This window comes from Colwellia psychrerythraea (assembly GCF_000764225.1).
GTDB classification, from domain to species: Bacteria; Pseudomonadota; Gammaproteobacteria; order Enterobacterales; family Alteromonadaceae; genus Colwellia; species Colwellia psychrerythraea_D.
Genome location: NZ_JQED01000015.1, coordinates 334,099 through 347,875, shown reverse-complemented (window position 1 = coordinate 347,875; position 13,777 = coordinate 334,099). Strand labels below are relative to the sequence as shown.

Genomic DNA, 13,777 nt, shown 5'->3' with positions numbered 1-13,777 from the left:
ATAGCTGATTAATGTCAGATTCAAAAATCCCGCGTTATTTAACGATAACTGCGGGATTTTTTATGACTGTGATTTACAGTTTATTTGTTAGAGCTCGTAAGAAAAATTACTCGTCGAAATTGGGTAAAATACCGCTGCGGCTGTGTTCAAATACCAGTGATGTTTCAACTGTTGTGACTTCATCACGAGAGGTTATATTTTTAAAAACAAACTGGCGTAAATGCTCGCTATCTTTAACTGACATATGTATGTAGTAATCATAGCTGCCTCCCATATGATACAAATTTAATATCTCAGGATGTTTTAATAAGTCATCACGCAGGCCATTTACAATCTCTTCTGAATAAGGTTGTAAACGAATTGCTGCAATAGCTTCTATATTACCGCCAATAGTTTGTAAGTTTACATCGATAAATGCGCCTTTAATAACACCACTAAGCTTCAAGCGCTTAACTCGCTCTAAACAAGTTGATGGGGCAATTCCTATTTTGGCTGCAAGTTCCTTATTTGTAATATCTGCATCATCATATAATATGGTTAATACTTGTAAATCGATGCTATCGAGCTTCTTCATTTGTCACCTGTAAATTTATTGCCGCTTCATTAGGTTAAATAGTACACTTAATACAGGTGTTGAGACTAGTGAAATAATCAGATTATTTGAATTTTTGACGTTAATTTTTAAATTATCCGAATTAATTTTAGACTTTAGTCGAGAAAGTTGTGTTATATCGTGATAAAGTCGTTACAAATTTTCACGTTGATAATGTTTGCCAGTACTATGTAATCTGACATATTATGGCTATATCTCTCAATACGATTACTTCTCATTATAAAAATAAAAAGGTTTACTCTATGACTTTGCTTTGGATACCCCTGTTATCCTTACTTGGCAGTATTATCTCCTCAATGACGGGTAAATTATCACGTAATCAATCGACTGCCTTGACATTGATAACGCCGATCATTGCATTAGGTTTGGCTATTAGCTTCGCTCCGGCAGTTTTCTCTGGTGATGCTATACGTGAAACCATTTCTTGGATCCCTTTACTCGGTGTAGATATCGCATTTCGTTTGGATGGTTTAGCCCTTCTGTTTGTTTTCATGATATTAGGCATTGGTATATTAGTTATTTTTTATGCTCGTTATTATCTAAGCAGTAATGATTCTATGCCGAAACTTTATGCTTATTTAATGTTATTCATGACTGCGATGCTGGGTATCGTTATGTCAAACAATGTCATACAGCTGTGGTTTTTTTGGGAACTGACCAGTATTAGCTCGTTTTTATTGATTAGCTATTGGTGGCAAAAAGCTGAAGCTCGTAAGGGCGCAATAATGGCCTTAACCATTACGGGAGGCGGAGGTTTAGCTTTACTTGCTGGTTTGCTCTTATTGGGGAATATCGTTGGAAGTTATAATTTAGATATTATTTTAGCGAGTAGAGAAATTATACAAGCCCATGCTTGGTATGAAGTTACCTTAATCTTAATATTACTTGGTGCATTCACTAAGTCAGCGCAATTCCCTTTTCATTTTTGGTTACCACATGCGATGGCTGCGCCAACGCCAGTTAGTGCTTATCTACACTCAGCTACAATGGTAAAGGCAGGTATCTTTTTATTAGCACGTTTTTATCCCGCTTTAGCCGGTACAGAACTATGGTTTCTTCTGGTCAGTTTAACCGGGCTATCGACCTTATTATTTGGCGCCTATATCGCCTTATTTAAGCATGATTTAAAAGGCTTGTTAGCCTATTCAACTATCAGCCATTTGGGTTTGATTACTTTATTATTGGGTCTCGATACTGAACTTGCGGCAGTAGCCGCAATTTTCCATATAATTAACCACGCAACCTTTAAAGCCTCATTATTTATGGCAACGGGTATTATTGACCATGAAACGGGTACCCGTGACATGCGAAAACTCAACGGTATGTGGCGATTTATGCCATACACGGCAACACTTGCTATGGTGGCTGCGGCAGCGATGGCCGGTGTCCCACTATTAAATGGTTTCTTATCTAAAGAAATGTTTTTTGCTGAAACCCTGCATCAGCAATTGCTCGGGTCTATGTCTTGGCTTATTCCTGTGCTTGCCACCGTAGCAGGCGCTTTAGCGGTAGCTTACTCGGCTCGTTTTATTCATGATGTTTTCTTTAATGGCGACCCCATTGATTTACCGAAACAACCCAGTGAGCCTCCACGCTATATGCGAGTGCCAATCGAGATACTTGTTGCCTTATGTTTAGTCGTGGGAATATTCCCAAACTTTGTCGTCGACGATATTTTAAAAGCCGCGTCTTTCGCGGTCATTGGTGGCTATGTGCCAGAGTATAAAGTTGCGCTATGGCATGGTTTTAATCTACCGCTATTGATGAGCGCTATTGCCGTAACCGGTGGTATATTGCTGTATTCACAACGTCGTTACCTCTACCAATATCAAGCATCACTGCCAACATTGGATGCTAAAAAGCTCTTCGATAGCACTATATATGTTGTGACCAAATGGTGTCAGCGTAAAATTAGCGCTATTGAAAATGGTTCTTTACAACGTTATTTAATGTTGATGTTTGCCATTGTATTGATCCTTGCAGGTGGGCCATTATTTGAAATGAGCCAGTTAGGTGGTCAAAAACAACCTACTCCAATTGATGTTCATAACGCAGTTGGCGCAGCATTATTAATGATTGGTGCCATTAGTACTGTGATTTGGCATCGTTCACGCGTTATCTCATTGCTGATGATCTCGGTGGTTGGCTTAATGGTATCTGTTGCATTTACTCGACTGTCAGCGCCTGATTTAGCATTAACTCAATTAACGGTTGAAGTTGTCACTATTGTTTTACTTATGCTGGCACTGTTTTTCTTACCGCAACACTCACCAAAAGAGTCTAGTTCTATTCATGTGTTACGTGATTTAGGGGTTTCAGCTGCTTTGGGTATTGTGGTAAGTAGTGTTTGTTACGCTTTACTTACACGTCCACTTGAATCTATTTCTGATTTCTTCTTAGCAAATGCTAAAACCGGTGGTGGTGGTACGAACGTTGTTAATGTTATTTTGGTAGATTTTCGTGGTTTTGATACGTTAGGTGAGATCATCGTGTTGGGAATTGCCGCGCTAGGTATTGCTAAATTATTAGCCAACTTACCTTTAATTATGCCGAGAAGTGATAGTGAAGGCCGGGTTTGGGCAAAAGAGCGTTACCCTATTTTATTAGCTAGTATTTCACAGTCATTACTACCTTTGGCGTTGATGGTGTCATTTTATATCTTCTTGCGTGGACATAACCTCCCTGGTGGCGGTTTTATTGCTGGCTTAGTCACTGCTATTGCGTTCATTTTGCAGTATATCGCTCATGGGTCAAACTGGATAGCCGAACGACTGCCTATCAATTACCGTAAGATTATTGCATCTGGTATTACGATTGCTCTAGTTACTGGGGTTGGCAGTTGGTTCTTTGAAAGACCGTTTTTGACTACGTGGTTTGATTATTTTGATATTCCATTCATTGGAAAAATTGAACTTGCCAGCGCTCTGGTATTTGATTTAGGTGTTTACTTAACTGTAGTGGGAGCAACGTTAATGATTTTGGCTAGTCTAGGTCAACTTACGGCTAATGCGCCAAAAGAAGGGGTACATGTTTAATGGAGATACTATACGCATCATGCGTTGGGCTTTTAGTGTCTTGTGGCGTATTTTTAATATTGCGCTCAAGAACTTTTCCCGTCGTATTAGGACTAACCATGCTTTCTTATGCGGTTAATTTATTTCTGTTTTCTTCGGGACGACTTAGCCTCAACAAGGCTGCCGTACTTGGATCTGGAACAGAATATGCCGATCCACTGCCACAAGCTTTTGTACTAACCGCTATTGTTATCGGCTTTGCTATGACTGCCTTTGTGGTTATTTTAGCTATCAGAGGCCGAGCTGATTTAGGAAATGATCATGTAGATGGCGAGTTATCGGACGAACGTAAAAAGGGTAAAGTATGATCCAGCATTTGACCTCTTTACCTGTATTACTACCTATGTTGGCAGCTGTTATTTTATTGATGCCGCCTTGTGGTAAAAGCATAACCATTAGAAGAGCAACGTCAGTCGTTTTAAGCATAATTACATTTATTGCATCAGTGGCTTTATTATTAAAAGTGCAAGTTGATGGGACACAAGTTTATGCTATTGGTGATTGGAGTGCGCCTTTTGGTATTGTACTCGTTGCTGATCCCTTATCTACATTATTAGCTTGTTTAACTGCTTTGTTAGGCATCGTATGTGTTTTATATGCGTGTGCAGGGGATGATGAAAAGGGCCGCTTTTTTCATCCACTGGTGCACTTTTTGATTCTCGGGGTTAACGGCGCATTCTTAACCGGTGATGCTTTTAATCTCTTTGTATTTTTCGAAGTATTACTGATTTCCTCGTATTCATTGTTAATGCACGGTGGGGATAAAAAGAATACCCAAGCAGCATTACATTATGTGATTATGAACCTTGTGGGTTCGGCGGTGTTCTTGATCTCTCTGGGAGTATTATATGGTGTCTTAGGCACCTTAAATATGGCGGACATGGCTCAAAAAGTAGCCGTTTTGCAAGGTGATGATGTTTATCTCGCTAAAATCGGTGGTATGTTATTGTTGGTCGTATTTGCTTTAAAAAGCGCCTTATTACCACTACATTTATGGCTACCAAATACTTATGCTACGGCAATGCCAATTGTTGCAGCATTATTTGCCATCATGACCAAAGTGGGGGTCTATTCAATGATGCGCGTTTATACCCTAATTTTTGGTGATGAAGCGGGTGAGCTAAGTCATATGGCACAAACTTGGTTGTGGTGGTTGGCGCTTGCCACCATTGCAATGGGCACTTTAGGTGTTATAGCCAGTAAAGATATAAGAAAGCTAGCCGCCAATTTGGTGATAGTGTCTGTGGGAACTTTAGTGGCTTTAGTGGCCGTACAATCTGTTGAGGCTACTTCTTCAGCTATTTATTACTTAGTTCATTCAACATTGGTCACTGCAGCACTCTTTATTTTGGCTGATTTAATTGGTCGCCAACGTGGTAATGTTGCTGATCGTATTATCGCAGGACCGGCAGTTTCTCAGCCAAGGTTACTTGGTATTGGCTTTTTGATTGCAGGTGTTGCGGTGATAGGTATGCCACCACTTTCTGGTTTTATTGGTAAAGTTTGGCTGCTTAAAGCCACATTGAATGCTGAATATACTTTTATATTTTGGCCGCTCTATTTACTTGCAAGTTTGGCTATATTAATTGGGGTTTCAAAAGCAGGTAGTACTGTTTTTTGGCATCATCAGGGTAAAGTCACAGAAAGTGTAGCAAAAGAACGTGTCCACCCAATGCAGCTAGTGGCTCTGATCATTCTTATTTCGGGGGCGCCTTTAATGAGTGTTTTTGCCGGACCATTAAGTGAATATGCACTAAGTGCTGCGACCCAATTGCACGATTTTAATTACCACATTAAAGTTATTCTTTCAGGAGGCCAGTAATGCGGTTAGAAACACGATTTAAATGGCTACCTGCTCCTATATTGAGCCTTTTATTGTTTTTTGTATGGCTATTATTAAATAATAGTGTCTCGCTGGGACATATTGTATTGGCCGTTATTTTAGCCATAGTTATTCCGTTGGCGACTAGCCCCTTTAGCACTAAACAACCCTTAGTAATAAAACCTGTTTTAGCGCTACGTCATATACTGCTAGTGTTATATGACATCATTACGGCGAATGTTCAGGTCGCAATTTTGATTTTAGGCCCGACCAAAAAATTAACTCCAGGCTTTATCAAAGTGCCGCTGGATTTAACACACAGTATGCCAATTACAATATTGGCAAGTACAGTGTCATTAACACCGGGAACTGTCAGTGCTGAAGTGTATCCATGCAGTGAGCGTTTTACTGAAGGTGAAAGTTGTGAACAACGATTTTTACTAATACATGTGTTAGACCTTAAAGATGAGCAGGCCTTAATAAACACAATTAAGCAACGTTATGAAACCCCTTTAAAGGAGATATTTCAATGCTAGAAACTGTTATTTTAATTGTGTTCGCTATGATCGGTTTGTCATTGTTATTAAATATATGGCGTTTACTCGTAGGTCCTTCTGTACCCGATAGGATACTTGCGCTTGATACAATGTATATTAATAGTATTGCACTGATTATTTTGTATGGCATGAGTATGGGAACCGCATTATATTATGAAGCAGCTCTGTTAATCGCTATGTTAGGTTTTGTAAGTACGGTTGCAGTATGTAAATACTTGCTTCGTGGCGATATTATAGAATAAGGGGGAAGTTATGACTGAATGGATTATTTCAATATTATTATTAATTGGCGGTACTTTTGTACTTGTTGGTTCGATTGGCTTAGTAAAAATGCCTGACTTTTTTATGCGACTTCATGGCCCAACTAAAGCAACAACACTTGGTATGGCTGCCCTGTTAACTGCAGCTATGATATTTTTTAGCACCACACAAGCAGGGGTGAGTGTAAAAGAAATACTTATTTCACTGTTTTTATTACTCACGGCACCCATCAGTGCTTATATGATGATTAAATCAGCTATTCATCATAAGCTTGATAGTATAGAGAAAACTCAAGGAAAAGATAATGTCGAAGATGAAGCATAATCTTTTATGAAACTTCGTTTAATAGCAATTTAGTTTGGTGATGCTGTTATTAATAACGTGCTATAAAGCTTTTGATATGGGCTCTATCATAGTAAAAAAATGGAAATGGCAATGTAACAATCGCCATTTTTCGTTATACTAGCCGACATTAATTACAGCTAATTTGCTAAATCTATGCAGCACTGCTATCAAGATCTTATTTCCCTTTTCGATAACCTTTTTTTTAAACAATACAATACACGTTTAATCAAAGGTGGTGATGAACCATTGTATGCTCCTGCAGATGAAAAATGTGCTTTTCATCAAATAATTTTTGCTCATGGATATTATGCCAGTGCATTTCATGAAATAGCCCACTGGTGCCAAGCGGGTGCGAAAAGGCGACTGCTAGAAGATTTTGGCTATTGGTATATTCCAGATGGCCGCAATGAAAAACAGCAAAAGAGATTTGAACAAGTGGAAGTTATCCCTCAAGCAATTGAGTGGGCTTTCAATGTTGCAGCAAAGCGAAAATTTCATACTTCTGCCGATAACCTTAATGGCTATCAAGGAGATCTTAGCGGCTTTAAAGCAAAAGTTCATCAGCAAGCGTTAATGTTCATCGAGAATGGTTTCCCTCCTCGAGCACAACAATTTATTGAAGCACTAACTAGTTTTTACCAGACACCGTACCCTTTAACAGCTGCGCAGTTTGGTGAAAAGAAAGAAAATAGTGGAAAGGAACATGAATATGAAACAGTTTAAACTGGGGTTTATCATCAACCCTATTGCAGGTATTGGTGGAAGTGTTGCTCTTAAAGGAAGTGATGGCATGGCAATGCATGCATTAGCCTTAGGTGCAAAACCACAAGCAAATGCACGTGCCGCCTTAGCCCTTGAGGTACTACTGCCATACAAAAATGATATTGTGATTTATACCGCTAACGACCTTATGGGTGAGCAATGTGCTCGTGATTTGGGCTTTACAGTCGAAGTACTTTACCAAACCGAGCAAAAGCATACTGAAAGTAATGATAGCCAGTTAACTGTTGAAGCTTTATTAGCCCATGGTGTCGACATTATTTTATTTGCCGGTGGTGACGGAACAGCTCGAGATATTGCCAATGTGGTTGCTCGAGAGGATGATTATCAGCAAGTGCCTGTTTTAGGCATACCGGCGGGCTGTAAAATTCACTCTGGTGTTTATGCTATAACGCCAAAAGCCGCAGGCAGAATAATCGAATTGATGGTTAACAAGGAACTCGTCACTTTAACTACCGGTGATGTCATGGACATTGACGAAAGCTTGTTTAGAGAAGGTATCGTTAAGGCAAAGCGTTATAGTGAGATGAAAATTCCAAGTGAGCTGCGCTATGTGCAGGCGGTTAAATCAGGTGGAAAAGAAAGTGACGAGCTTGTGCTGCAAGATATTGCAGCTAATGTTATTGAGGAAATGAATGATAATGATGACAGGCAGTTCATTATAGGCTCGGGTTCTACTACTGCTTTTTTAATGAATGAATTAGCTTTAGATAACACTCTTTTAGGCGTAGATATTGTTAGCGAGCAATCACTTATAGATTCTGATGTGACAGAAGAAGAACTCTATCAAGCGATTACTGCCTACGACAATATCAGCAAGCTTGTTATTACCTTGATTGGCGGGCAAGGACATGTCTTTGGTCGTGGAAACCAGCAGTTAAGTCCACGTATTATCCGTACTATTTTAGCGCAACCCGGTGGCAGTGATAATATTATTATTCTGGCAACTAAGGCTAAATTAGAAGCGTTGAACAATAAGCCGTTAATTAGTGATACTGGTGATATTTTGCTAGACCAAGAACTTTCGGGATTTGTACCTGTCACTACAGGTTATAAAGATCAAGTGCTTTATCCACTGGCAAGCCCACAATAAATTTACTCGATTTTTTCAACTTCAAACTTAATATTTTTTAAAGTGATATACATGACAAAAAATTCAACTATGCCAACAGAACAACTTACAATCGTTGCTGACATTTACCTTTATTTTGATGGTTTATTCGAGTTAGATGATATTGATAGCGATACTTTATTTGCAAGTAGCTATTTACGTGGATTGATTTCCTTAGTTGCGACCGAATTTGGCGATGAGAGCCAGGCTATTTCAGCAGATTTGATTGACGGGGTAAGTGAAAAAATTATCTTAGCCAAAACTGAACTAGCGCCACAAGACTACGCCATTGTGAATAACTTTTGGCTGGCTATCCAACAAAACGTTACATTTAAGTAACTGAAAATATTGCAATCGTTCACTATATGGTGAGCGATTGCCTTGTTTAAAATTTCTCCCTGAGTAAAATCACTATATTCATCTTAGCTATTTTGACAGCTAAAACGTAAACGGGCATCTGTGTTAATTGGCGGGTTTTATCCAAGTAGAATATTTAGCTTGTGCCATACTTTCTATTTCATATAATTTTGTAATTCGGTTCATTTCTTTTAACAGCGATTCGCTAACTACTTGAATGGTTTTCGGTGAAAAGCGACCCTTGTTTGAACCATTAAATTTTGTTTTATAGAAACTCCATTGATTATTTACTTCTTCTAAGGCTTCATTAATTTCAGAGTTATTTTCTTTTGCAGCCAATAGTTTTGTTAATGCTTGACCAAATTGTCTTGAGGTTTTGTGCATTTCTTGTTGGAATTTTTTTTCTTCTATACCAGAATTGCTCGCATAGTAGAGCATGGCTAAGCGTTGTGAAAGCATACGTTGCCTACCTGAAACATTAATAAGATGATCACTTTGAGCGCGAGAACTTCTTTCAAGACTCAAAACTAATGCGTGGGCTGATTTTAGTAATAGTGTGCTTCTGTGAACTACTTGTGCCGTTTGTTGTACATTTGCGTCACTTAATACAAACTGCCTAAAACCATACCAACTCTGTTTTAGTTTTTTCAAAGCAAGCTTGGAATCTGTATTGCTAATCGATGCATTAAGTTTGAATAAATTCTCTTCAAACAATGCTGAGCTTTCATCAAGTTCGTTTGCAGCGGATTGAGTATCAATTTCTTGGCTAAGTAAAATGTAATTTTTTGCCATGCGTTGAGATAACATACGCTGTAAACCTGCTTGGTTTATTGATTGTGATAGGTTTAATTGTTGCGCATGGGCAGTATTTGAACCACTTATTAACAGTAGGGATGATGCCAGTGATACGTAGAGTAAAAAAATGGCTTTCATGTCAAAGATTCCTTTTGGCTATTGTAGTAGTACCATAGAGAAATAATGAATAAAGAAAGTTGATTTAGCTCAAGCTTATTTGTTTATTTTTTGTCTTGTTAGCTAAATAATTAGTGATTGATAACCAAGATGTTTTCGACAAACTTATAACAAACGTTTCAATTGATATTATTAAGTATCATAGTAGATTGGTGAGCACTAAATGAACTAGCTCATTTAGTGCAAAGGTATTTTATTTTATCCGCATACGTTGAAACGTTAATGATTAAGTCAATAAAACTATTTAGCTTGTACTTAATGCAAAGTTACTTATTCTTCAGTAACTTTTCTTTTAATAATATCTCGGATAATAAAACGGTTAGGGCTTAGATTGAATAACATTTGGTTATCCAAAGGGTAGGGGGTATTACATAATTCTGCTGCTAATATATCCGCAGCCAAAGGAGCTGAGCACAATCCTCTAGCACCGAGTCCTAGTAAAAGATAGAGGTTATCAATACACGGAGCTGCTTGCTTATATTTCCAGTTCTTATCTTTGGCTAGATGAGGGTAAGCAGCTATATGCTCTTTCACGTTAGGTACGGCACCGACAAGGGGCAAGTGGTCTTGTGACATACAACGAAGTCTTGCTTTACTCGATGAAATATCTTGTTCTTGCCAATTAATGGTTGATGATAATGCAGGTAAGCACTTATCAAGCATAGTTAAGTTATAGCCATCATCAGCTTTGACCGTTGTAATGTTAGTATCATTTTTCTGAAAGGTTGCGCCAATGCAATGAATACCCTTATTTTCAGGGGTTAAATACCCTTTGTGACAAATAACGGTAGAAAGTTTACTTATCTGTTTATTACTCTTCATGCTCGTTACTTGACCACGTGTAGCGGTTAGCGGTAACGGCTTTAATTGTTCAATTGAGATTGCATCAGCTCCACCACATATCACTAATACACTGGCGTTATACTCACCTTGGTTACTTGTTAGCGACCAAGAAGGTCCATTTTCGTTGGTGCTGGCAAGCTGACGTATTTTAGTGATATGGGTGTCTGTCATTACCTTTAATCGATTTGTGGCTTTAGCAGCATTAAATACTTGTTTCACCAATTCTTGCGGTGATATCCAACCTGCCTTAGGCATGAAAAGACCACCGTATGGCAGATCTATATTAGCGAGATCGCTAGCTTGTTTTGCGTTAACTCCATGGATGAGGTTAGTAGGCCAAGTGTTTAACTCTTCAAATGCTTGTTGTCTCTTAATGAGTGCTTCTTTATATGATACCTCTAACAGTCCACACCATTGATGCGCGAATGAATAGCCTTGCTCGGCGATCTCAGAATATAGCGATTTAGCACGCCAAAAAGCTTGCTGATAAAAGGAACTTATATCGTCTTTTTGCTGATGTAATAAGGGGTATAATGCACCAATCGCATTGCTCGATCCGCCTTGAGCAAGCGAACTATCTTTACAGTACAAGGTTACTTTTACTCCTTGTTTAGTTAGCGCATAAGCAGCACATGCTGAAGCGATACCGCCACCAATAATGCTGACATGCTGAGGCTTAATAATACGAGGCCTTAATTGGTAACCCTTATTGGTTAGAGGGTTACTTTGCATAACTCCAAGCATCATTTCTTTCTTTTTACCCTGCGCAGGTATCTTTTCGAGACGAAAGCCGATATCACGCAGCTGTCTTTTAACAAAACCAGCAACAGTAAAGGTTGTCAGAGTCGCTTGCTCTTTCGATAACCGGCCAATTTGTGAAAATAAATCCTTACTCCACATTTCAGGATTTTTTGCAGGCGAAAAACCATCTAAGTACCAAGCATCGACTAAACCATGTTGTAAAGACTTCAACGAAGAAAAACCATGGGCGGCATCTTCGAATATCAGGGTTAAACTTACCTGACCATTTAGAAAAGTCGCTTTAAAACTTTGTGGGAATTCTCCAGTAGCACAATCAGGATAATTATGAGTCAATGCCGATGTTAAAGGCTGCAGCTGTGGAAAAAGAGACAAAGACTGTATTAGTTGTGCTTTTGTTAGCGGGTACTTTTCTACACTGATGAAATGCAAGGGTGCCAGCGGCTGTGATAAAGCTTGCTGAGCTTTTTGGTACGCTTGTAAGGTTAACAAAAAATTTAAGCCAGTTCCGAAACCTGTTTCGGCTACTGTAAAGGTTTTTTTTGCTGCTTGTAAACGGGAACAAATTTGATTTTTTTGAATGAAAACAAAATCACTTTGTAAATAGCCTGACTCACTATCAAAATATATATCATCGAAATTCTGGCAATAGGGTGTACCGTCTTTATGGTAGGATAATTTATTGCTATTATTTGTTTTATCTAGTTTTTTCATGGAAGATTCTTTAGGTAGCTTGACTATGTACAAGATGATATTGTTATTTTACCTTGAATATTTTACGCGAAATATAGATTTAGATCAGAAAATAACGATAGATAAGTTAAAATGTCATAGATATATTAGAATGGATATCATATTATAGTGTACAAGTGTACGCTGGTTTTTGTTGTGATAAACAACAAGTAATACCAGTTCAGTGGCTATTACTTGTATAATAGCGCAAAATTTCATAATTATAGATGGTTAGTTAAATGAAACGTGTCGTAATAACAGGCTTAGGTATTGTCTCAAGTATCGGTAACAATGCTGAAGAAGTATTGGCCTCATTAAAAGCTGGTAAATCAGGTATCTCTCATTCTGAAAGTTTTGCAGAGCAAGGCCTACGTAGCCAAGTTTGGGGTAAACCCGATCTTGAAACCAAAGACCACATTGACCGTAAAGCCATTCGTTTTATGGGTGATGCTGCTGGTTATGCCTATATAGCTATGGACCAAGCTGTTAAAGATGCAAAATTAACAGAGGACCAAGTATCAAACGTACGTACAGGTATTGTTGCTGGTTCAGGTGGGGCATCATCGGAGAATATTGTTGCATCTACCGATACGCTTCGTAATCGCGGTATTCGCCGTGTTGGTCCTTATGCAGTGCCTAAAACTATGGGCAGTACTGTCTCCGCTTGTTTAGCTACCCCTTTTAAGATTAAAGGTGTTAACTACTCAATTAGCTCTGCTTGTGCAACCAGTGCCCATTGTATTGGTAATGCAATGGAGCTTATTCAATTAGGCAAACAAGATATTGTTTTTGCTGGTGGCGGTGAAGAAGTTCATTGGTCTCTCGCTATGATGTTTGACGGTATGGGAGCATTATCTGCAGGTCGTAATGATACACCTGAGTTGGCTTCACGTACTTATGATGCAGATCGTGATGGTTTTGTTATTTCTGGCGGCGGCGGTATGGTTGTTGTTGAAGAATTAGAACATGCCCTTGCTCGTGGCGCTCATATTTACGCTGAACTAGTAGGCTACGGTGCTACTTCTGACGGTTATGATATGGTAGCACCAAGTGGTGAAGGTGCTGTTCGTTGTATGCAACAAGCCATGCAAGGTGTTGAAGGTAAAGTTGATTACTTAAACACTCACGGTACTTCTACCCCGGTTGGTGATGTGAAAGAATTGGGCGCAATTCAAGAGCTATTTGGTGAGGATTCTCCTGCAATTAGTGCTACAAAAGCAATGACAGGTCATGCACTTGGTGCTGCTGGTGTTCATGAAGCTATTTATTCAATTTTGATGATGGAAAATAACTTTGTTGCACCATCAATTAATGTTGATAATTTAGATGAGCAAGCACAAGGCTTAGATATTGTGACTGAAAAACGTGATGTTGACTTAAATCTTATCATGTCTAACAGTTTCGGCTTTGGTGGCACCAACGCCACTTTGGTAATGAAAAAATATAAATAAGTCTGTTTGGGCGTTAAGCTTCAGTTTGAGGCTCTTTTTATCAGTCATATTAAACCACCTAAATCGTCTTTAGTGTGGTTTTTTTATACCCAACGAAAAA

General features: G+C 38.7%; 13 protein-coding genes. 10 read left to right on the top strand and 3 right to left on the bottom strand.

All coding sequences use genetic code 11. The features are described 5' to 3' along the window. Positions 1-106: 106 nt before the first annotated feature. Complete coding sequence (locus tag ND2E_RS13030) at positions 107-574, bottom strand: Lrp/AsnC family transcriptional regulator (protein ID WP_033093404.1); 468 nt, start codon at positions 572-574, stop codon at positions 107-109. 281 nt (positions 575-855) lie between these two features. Here ND2E_RS13030 and ND2E_RS13035 point away from each other — a divergent pair, with 281 nt between their 5' ends. From ND2E_RS13035 to ND2E_RS13070, 9 genes are all read left to right on the top strand, one after another. Further along, positions 856-3,648 (top strand): monovalent cation/H+ antiporter subunit A, encoded by a 2,793-nt coding sequence (locus ND2E_RS13035; RefSeq protein ID WP_033093403.1) that lies wholly within the window; start codon positions 856-858, stop codon positions 3,646-3,648. Then, positions 3,648-3,995 carry a Na+/H+ antiporter subunit C gene (locus ND2E_RS0121410; RefSeq protein WP_033093402.1) on the top strand — a complete coding sequence of 116 codons (348 nt, stop codon included), beginning with the start codon at positions 3,648-3,650 and terminating at the stop codon, positions 3,993-3,995. The genes ND2E_RS13035 and ND2E_RS0121410 overlap by 1 nt, the downstream gene beginning before the upstream one ends. Then, positions 3,992-5,509: a monovalent cation/H+ antiporter subunit D gene (locus tag ND2E_RS13040; RefSeq protein WP_033093401.1), complete on the top strand. Its 1,518-nt coding sequence runs from the start codon at positions 3,992-3,994 to the stop codon at positions 5,507-5,509. Before ND2E_RS0121410 ends, ND2E_RS13040 begins: the two co-directional genes overlap by 4 nt. Beyond that, positions 5,509-6,045 carry a Na+/H+ antiporter subunit E gene (locus ND2E_RS13045; protein ID WP_033093400.1) on the top strand — a complete coding sequence of 179 codons (537 nt, stop codon included), beginning with the start codon at positions 5,509-5,511 and terminating at the stop codon, positions 6,043-6,045. Before ND2E_RS13040 ends, ND2E_RS13045 begins: the two co-directional genes overlap by 1 nt. Continuing rightward, entirely contained in the window at positions 6,039-6,308 is a 270-nt protein-coding gene (locus ND2E_RS13050) for a K+/H+ antiporter subunit F (protein WP_011044563.1), read from the top strand. The genes ND2E_RS13045 and ND2E_RS13050 overlap by 7 nt, the downstream gene beginning before the upstream one ends. 10 nt (positions 6,309-6,318) lie before the next feature. Beyond that, complete coding sequence (locus ND2E_RS13055; protein ID WP_033093399.1) at positions 6,319-6,651, top strand: Na+/H+ antiporter subunit G; 333 nt, start codon at positions 6,319-6,321, stop codon at positions 6,649-6,651. Positions 6,652-6,825: 174 nt separating this feature from the next. Then, complete coding sequence (locus ND2E_RS13060; protein ID WP_033093398.1) at positions 6,826-7,395, top strand: elongation factor P hydroxylase; 570 nt, start codon at positions 6,826-6,828, stop codon at positions 7,393-7,395. Continuing rightward, positions 7,382-8,545 carry an ATP-NAD kinase family protein gene (locus ND2E_RS13065; protein ID WP_033093397.1) on the top strand — a complete coding sequence of 388 codons (1,164 nt, stop codon included), beginning with the start codon at positions 7,382-7,384 and terminating at the stop codon, positions 8,543-8,545. The genes ND2E_RS13060 and ND2E_RS13065 overlap by 14 nt, the downstream gene beginning before the upstream one ends. Before the next feature lie 51 nt (positions 8,546-8,596). Further along, positions 8,597-8,902: a YfcL family protein gene (locus tag ND2E_RS13070; protein WP_033093396.1), complete on the top strand. Its 306-nt coding sequence runs from the start codon at positions 8,597-8,599 to the stop codon at positions 8,900-8,902. Positions 8,903-9,025: 123 nt separating this feature from the next. On the opposite strand, the gene ND2E_RS13075 is transcribed toward ND2E_RS13070, so the two are convergent. Next, positions 9,026-9,853, bottom strand: coding sequence for a type IV pili methyl-accepting chemotaxis transducer N-terminal domain-containing protein (locus ND2E_RS13075; RefSeq protein WP_033093395.1), 828 nt, complete (start codon positions 9,851-9,853; stop codon positions 9,026-9,028). A 309-nt stretch (positions 9,854-10,162) separates the two neighbouring features. After that, positions 10,163-12,208, bottom strand: coding sequence for a bifunctional tRNA (5-methylaminomethyl-2-thiouridine)(34)-methyltransferase MnmD/FAD-dependent 5-carboxymethylaminomethyl-2-thiouridine(34) oxidoreductase MnmC (gene mnmC / locus ND2E_RS13080; protein WP_033093394.1), 2,046 nt, complete (start codon positions 12,206-12,208; stop codon positions 10,163-10,165). A gap of 257 nt (positions 12,209-12,465) precedes the next feature. Between mnmC and fabB the strand changes: the two genes are divergently transcribed. Beyond that, a complete protein-coding gene (fabB, locus tag ND2E_RS13085; RefSeq protein WP_033093393.1) occupies positions 12,466-13,677 on the top strand; it encodes a beta-ketoacyl-ACP synthase I in 1,212 nt (403 codons plus the stop codon). Positions 13,678-13,777 lie beyond the last annotated feature (100 nt).

What these genes read in the sequence shown, in the direction of transcription:
- ND2E_RS13055 (WP_033093399.1), top strand. Translation starts at nt 6,319, where the DNA reads ATGACTGAATGGATTATTTCAATATTATTATTAATTGGCGGTACTTTT.
- ND2E_RS13040 (WP_033093401.1), top strand. Translation starts at nt 3,992, where the DNA reads ATGATCCAGCATTTGACCTCTTTACCTGTATTACTACCTATGTTGGCA.
- ND2E_RS13045 (WP_033093400.1), top strand. Translation starts at nt 5,509, where the DNA reads ATGCGGTTAGAAACACGATTTAAATGGCTACCTGCTCCTATATTGAGC.
- ND2E_RS13070 (WP_033093396.1), top strand. Translation starts at nt 8,597, where the DNA reads ATGACAAAAAATTCAACTATGCCAACAGAACAACTTACAATCGTTGCT.
- ND2E_RS13030 (WP_033093404.1), bottom strand. Translation starts at nt 574, where the DNA reads ATGAAGAAGCTCGATAGCATCGATTTACAAGTATTAACCATATTATAT.
- ND2E_RS13065 (WP_033093397.1), top strand. Translation starts at nt 7,382, where the DNA reads ATGAAACAGTTTAAACTGGGGTTTATCATCAACCCTATTGCAGGTATT.
- fabB (WP_033093393.1), top strand. Translation starts at nt 12,466, where the DNA reads ATGAAACGTGTCGTAATAACAGGCTTAGGTATTGTCTCAAGTATCGGT.
- ND2E_RS13035 (WP_033093403.1), top strand. Translation starts at nt 856, where the DNA reads ATGACTTTGCTTTGGATACCCCTGTTATCCTTACTTGGCAGTATTATC.
- mnmC (WP_033093394.1), bottom strand. Translation starts at nt 12,208, where the DNA reads ATGAAAAAACTAGATAAAACAAATAATAGCAATAAATTATCCTACCAT.
- ND2E_RS13050 (WP_011044563.1), top strand. Translation starts at nt 6,039, where the DNA reads ATGCTAGAAACTGTTATTTTAATTGTGTTCGCTATGATCGGTTTGTCA.
- ND2E_RS13075 (WP_033093395.1), bottom strand. Translation starts at nt 9,853, where the DNA reads ATGAAAGCCATTTTTTTACTCTACGTATCACTGGCATCATCCCTACTG.
- ND2E_RS13060 (WP_033093398.1), top strand. Translation starts at nt 6,826, where the DNA reads ATGCAGCACTGCTATCAAGATCTTATTTCCCTTTTCGATAACCTTTTT.
- ND2E_RS0121410 (WP_033093402.1), top strand. Translation starts at nt 3,648, where the DNA reads ATGGAGATACTATACGCATCATGCGTTGGGCTTTTAGTGTCTTGTGGC.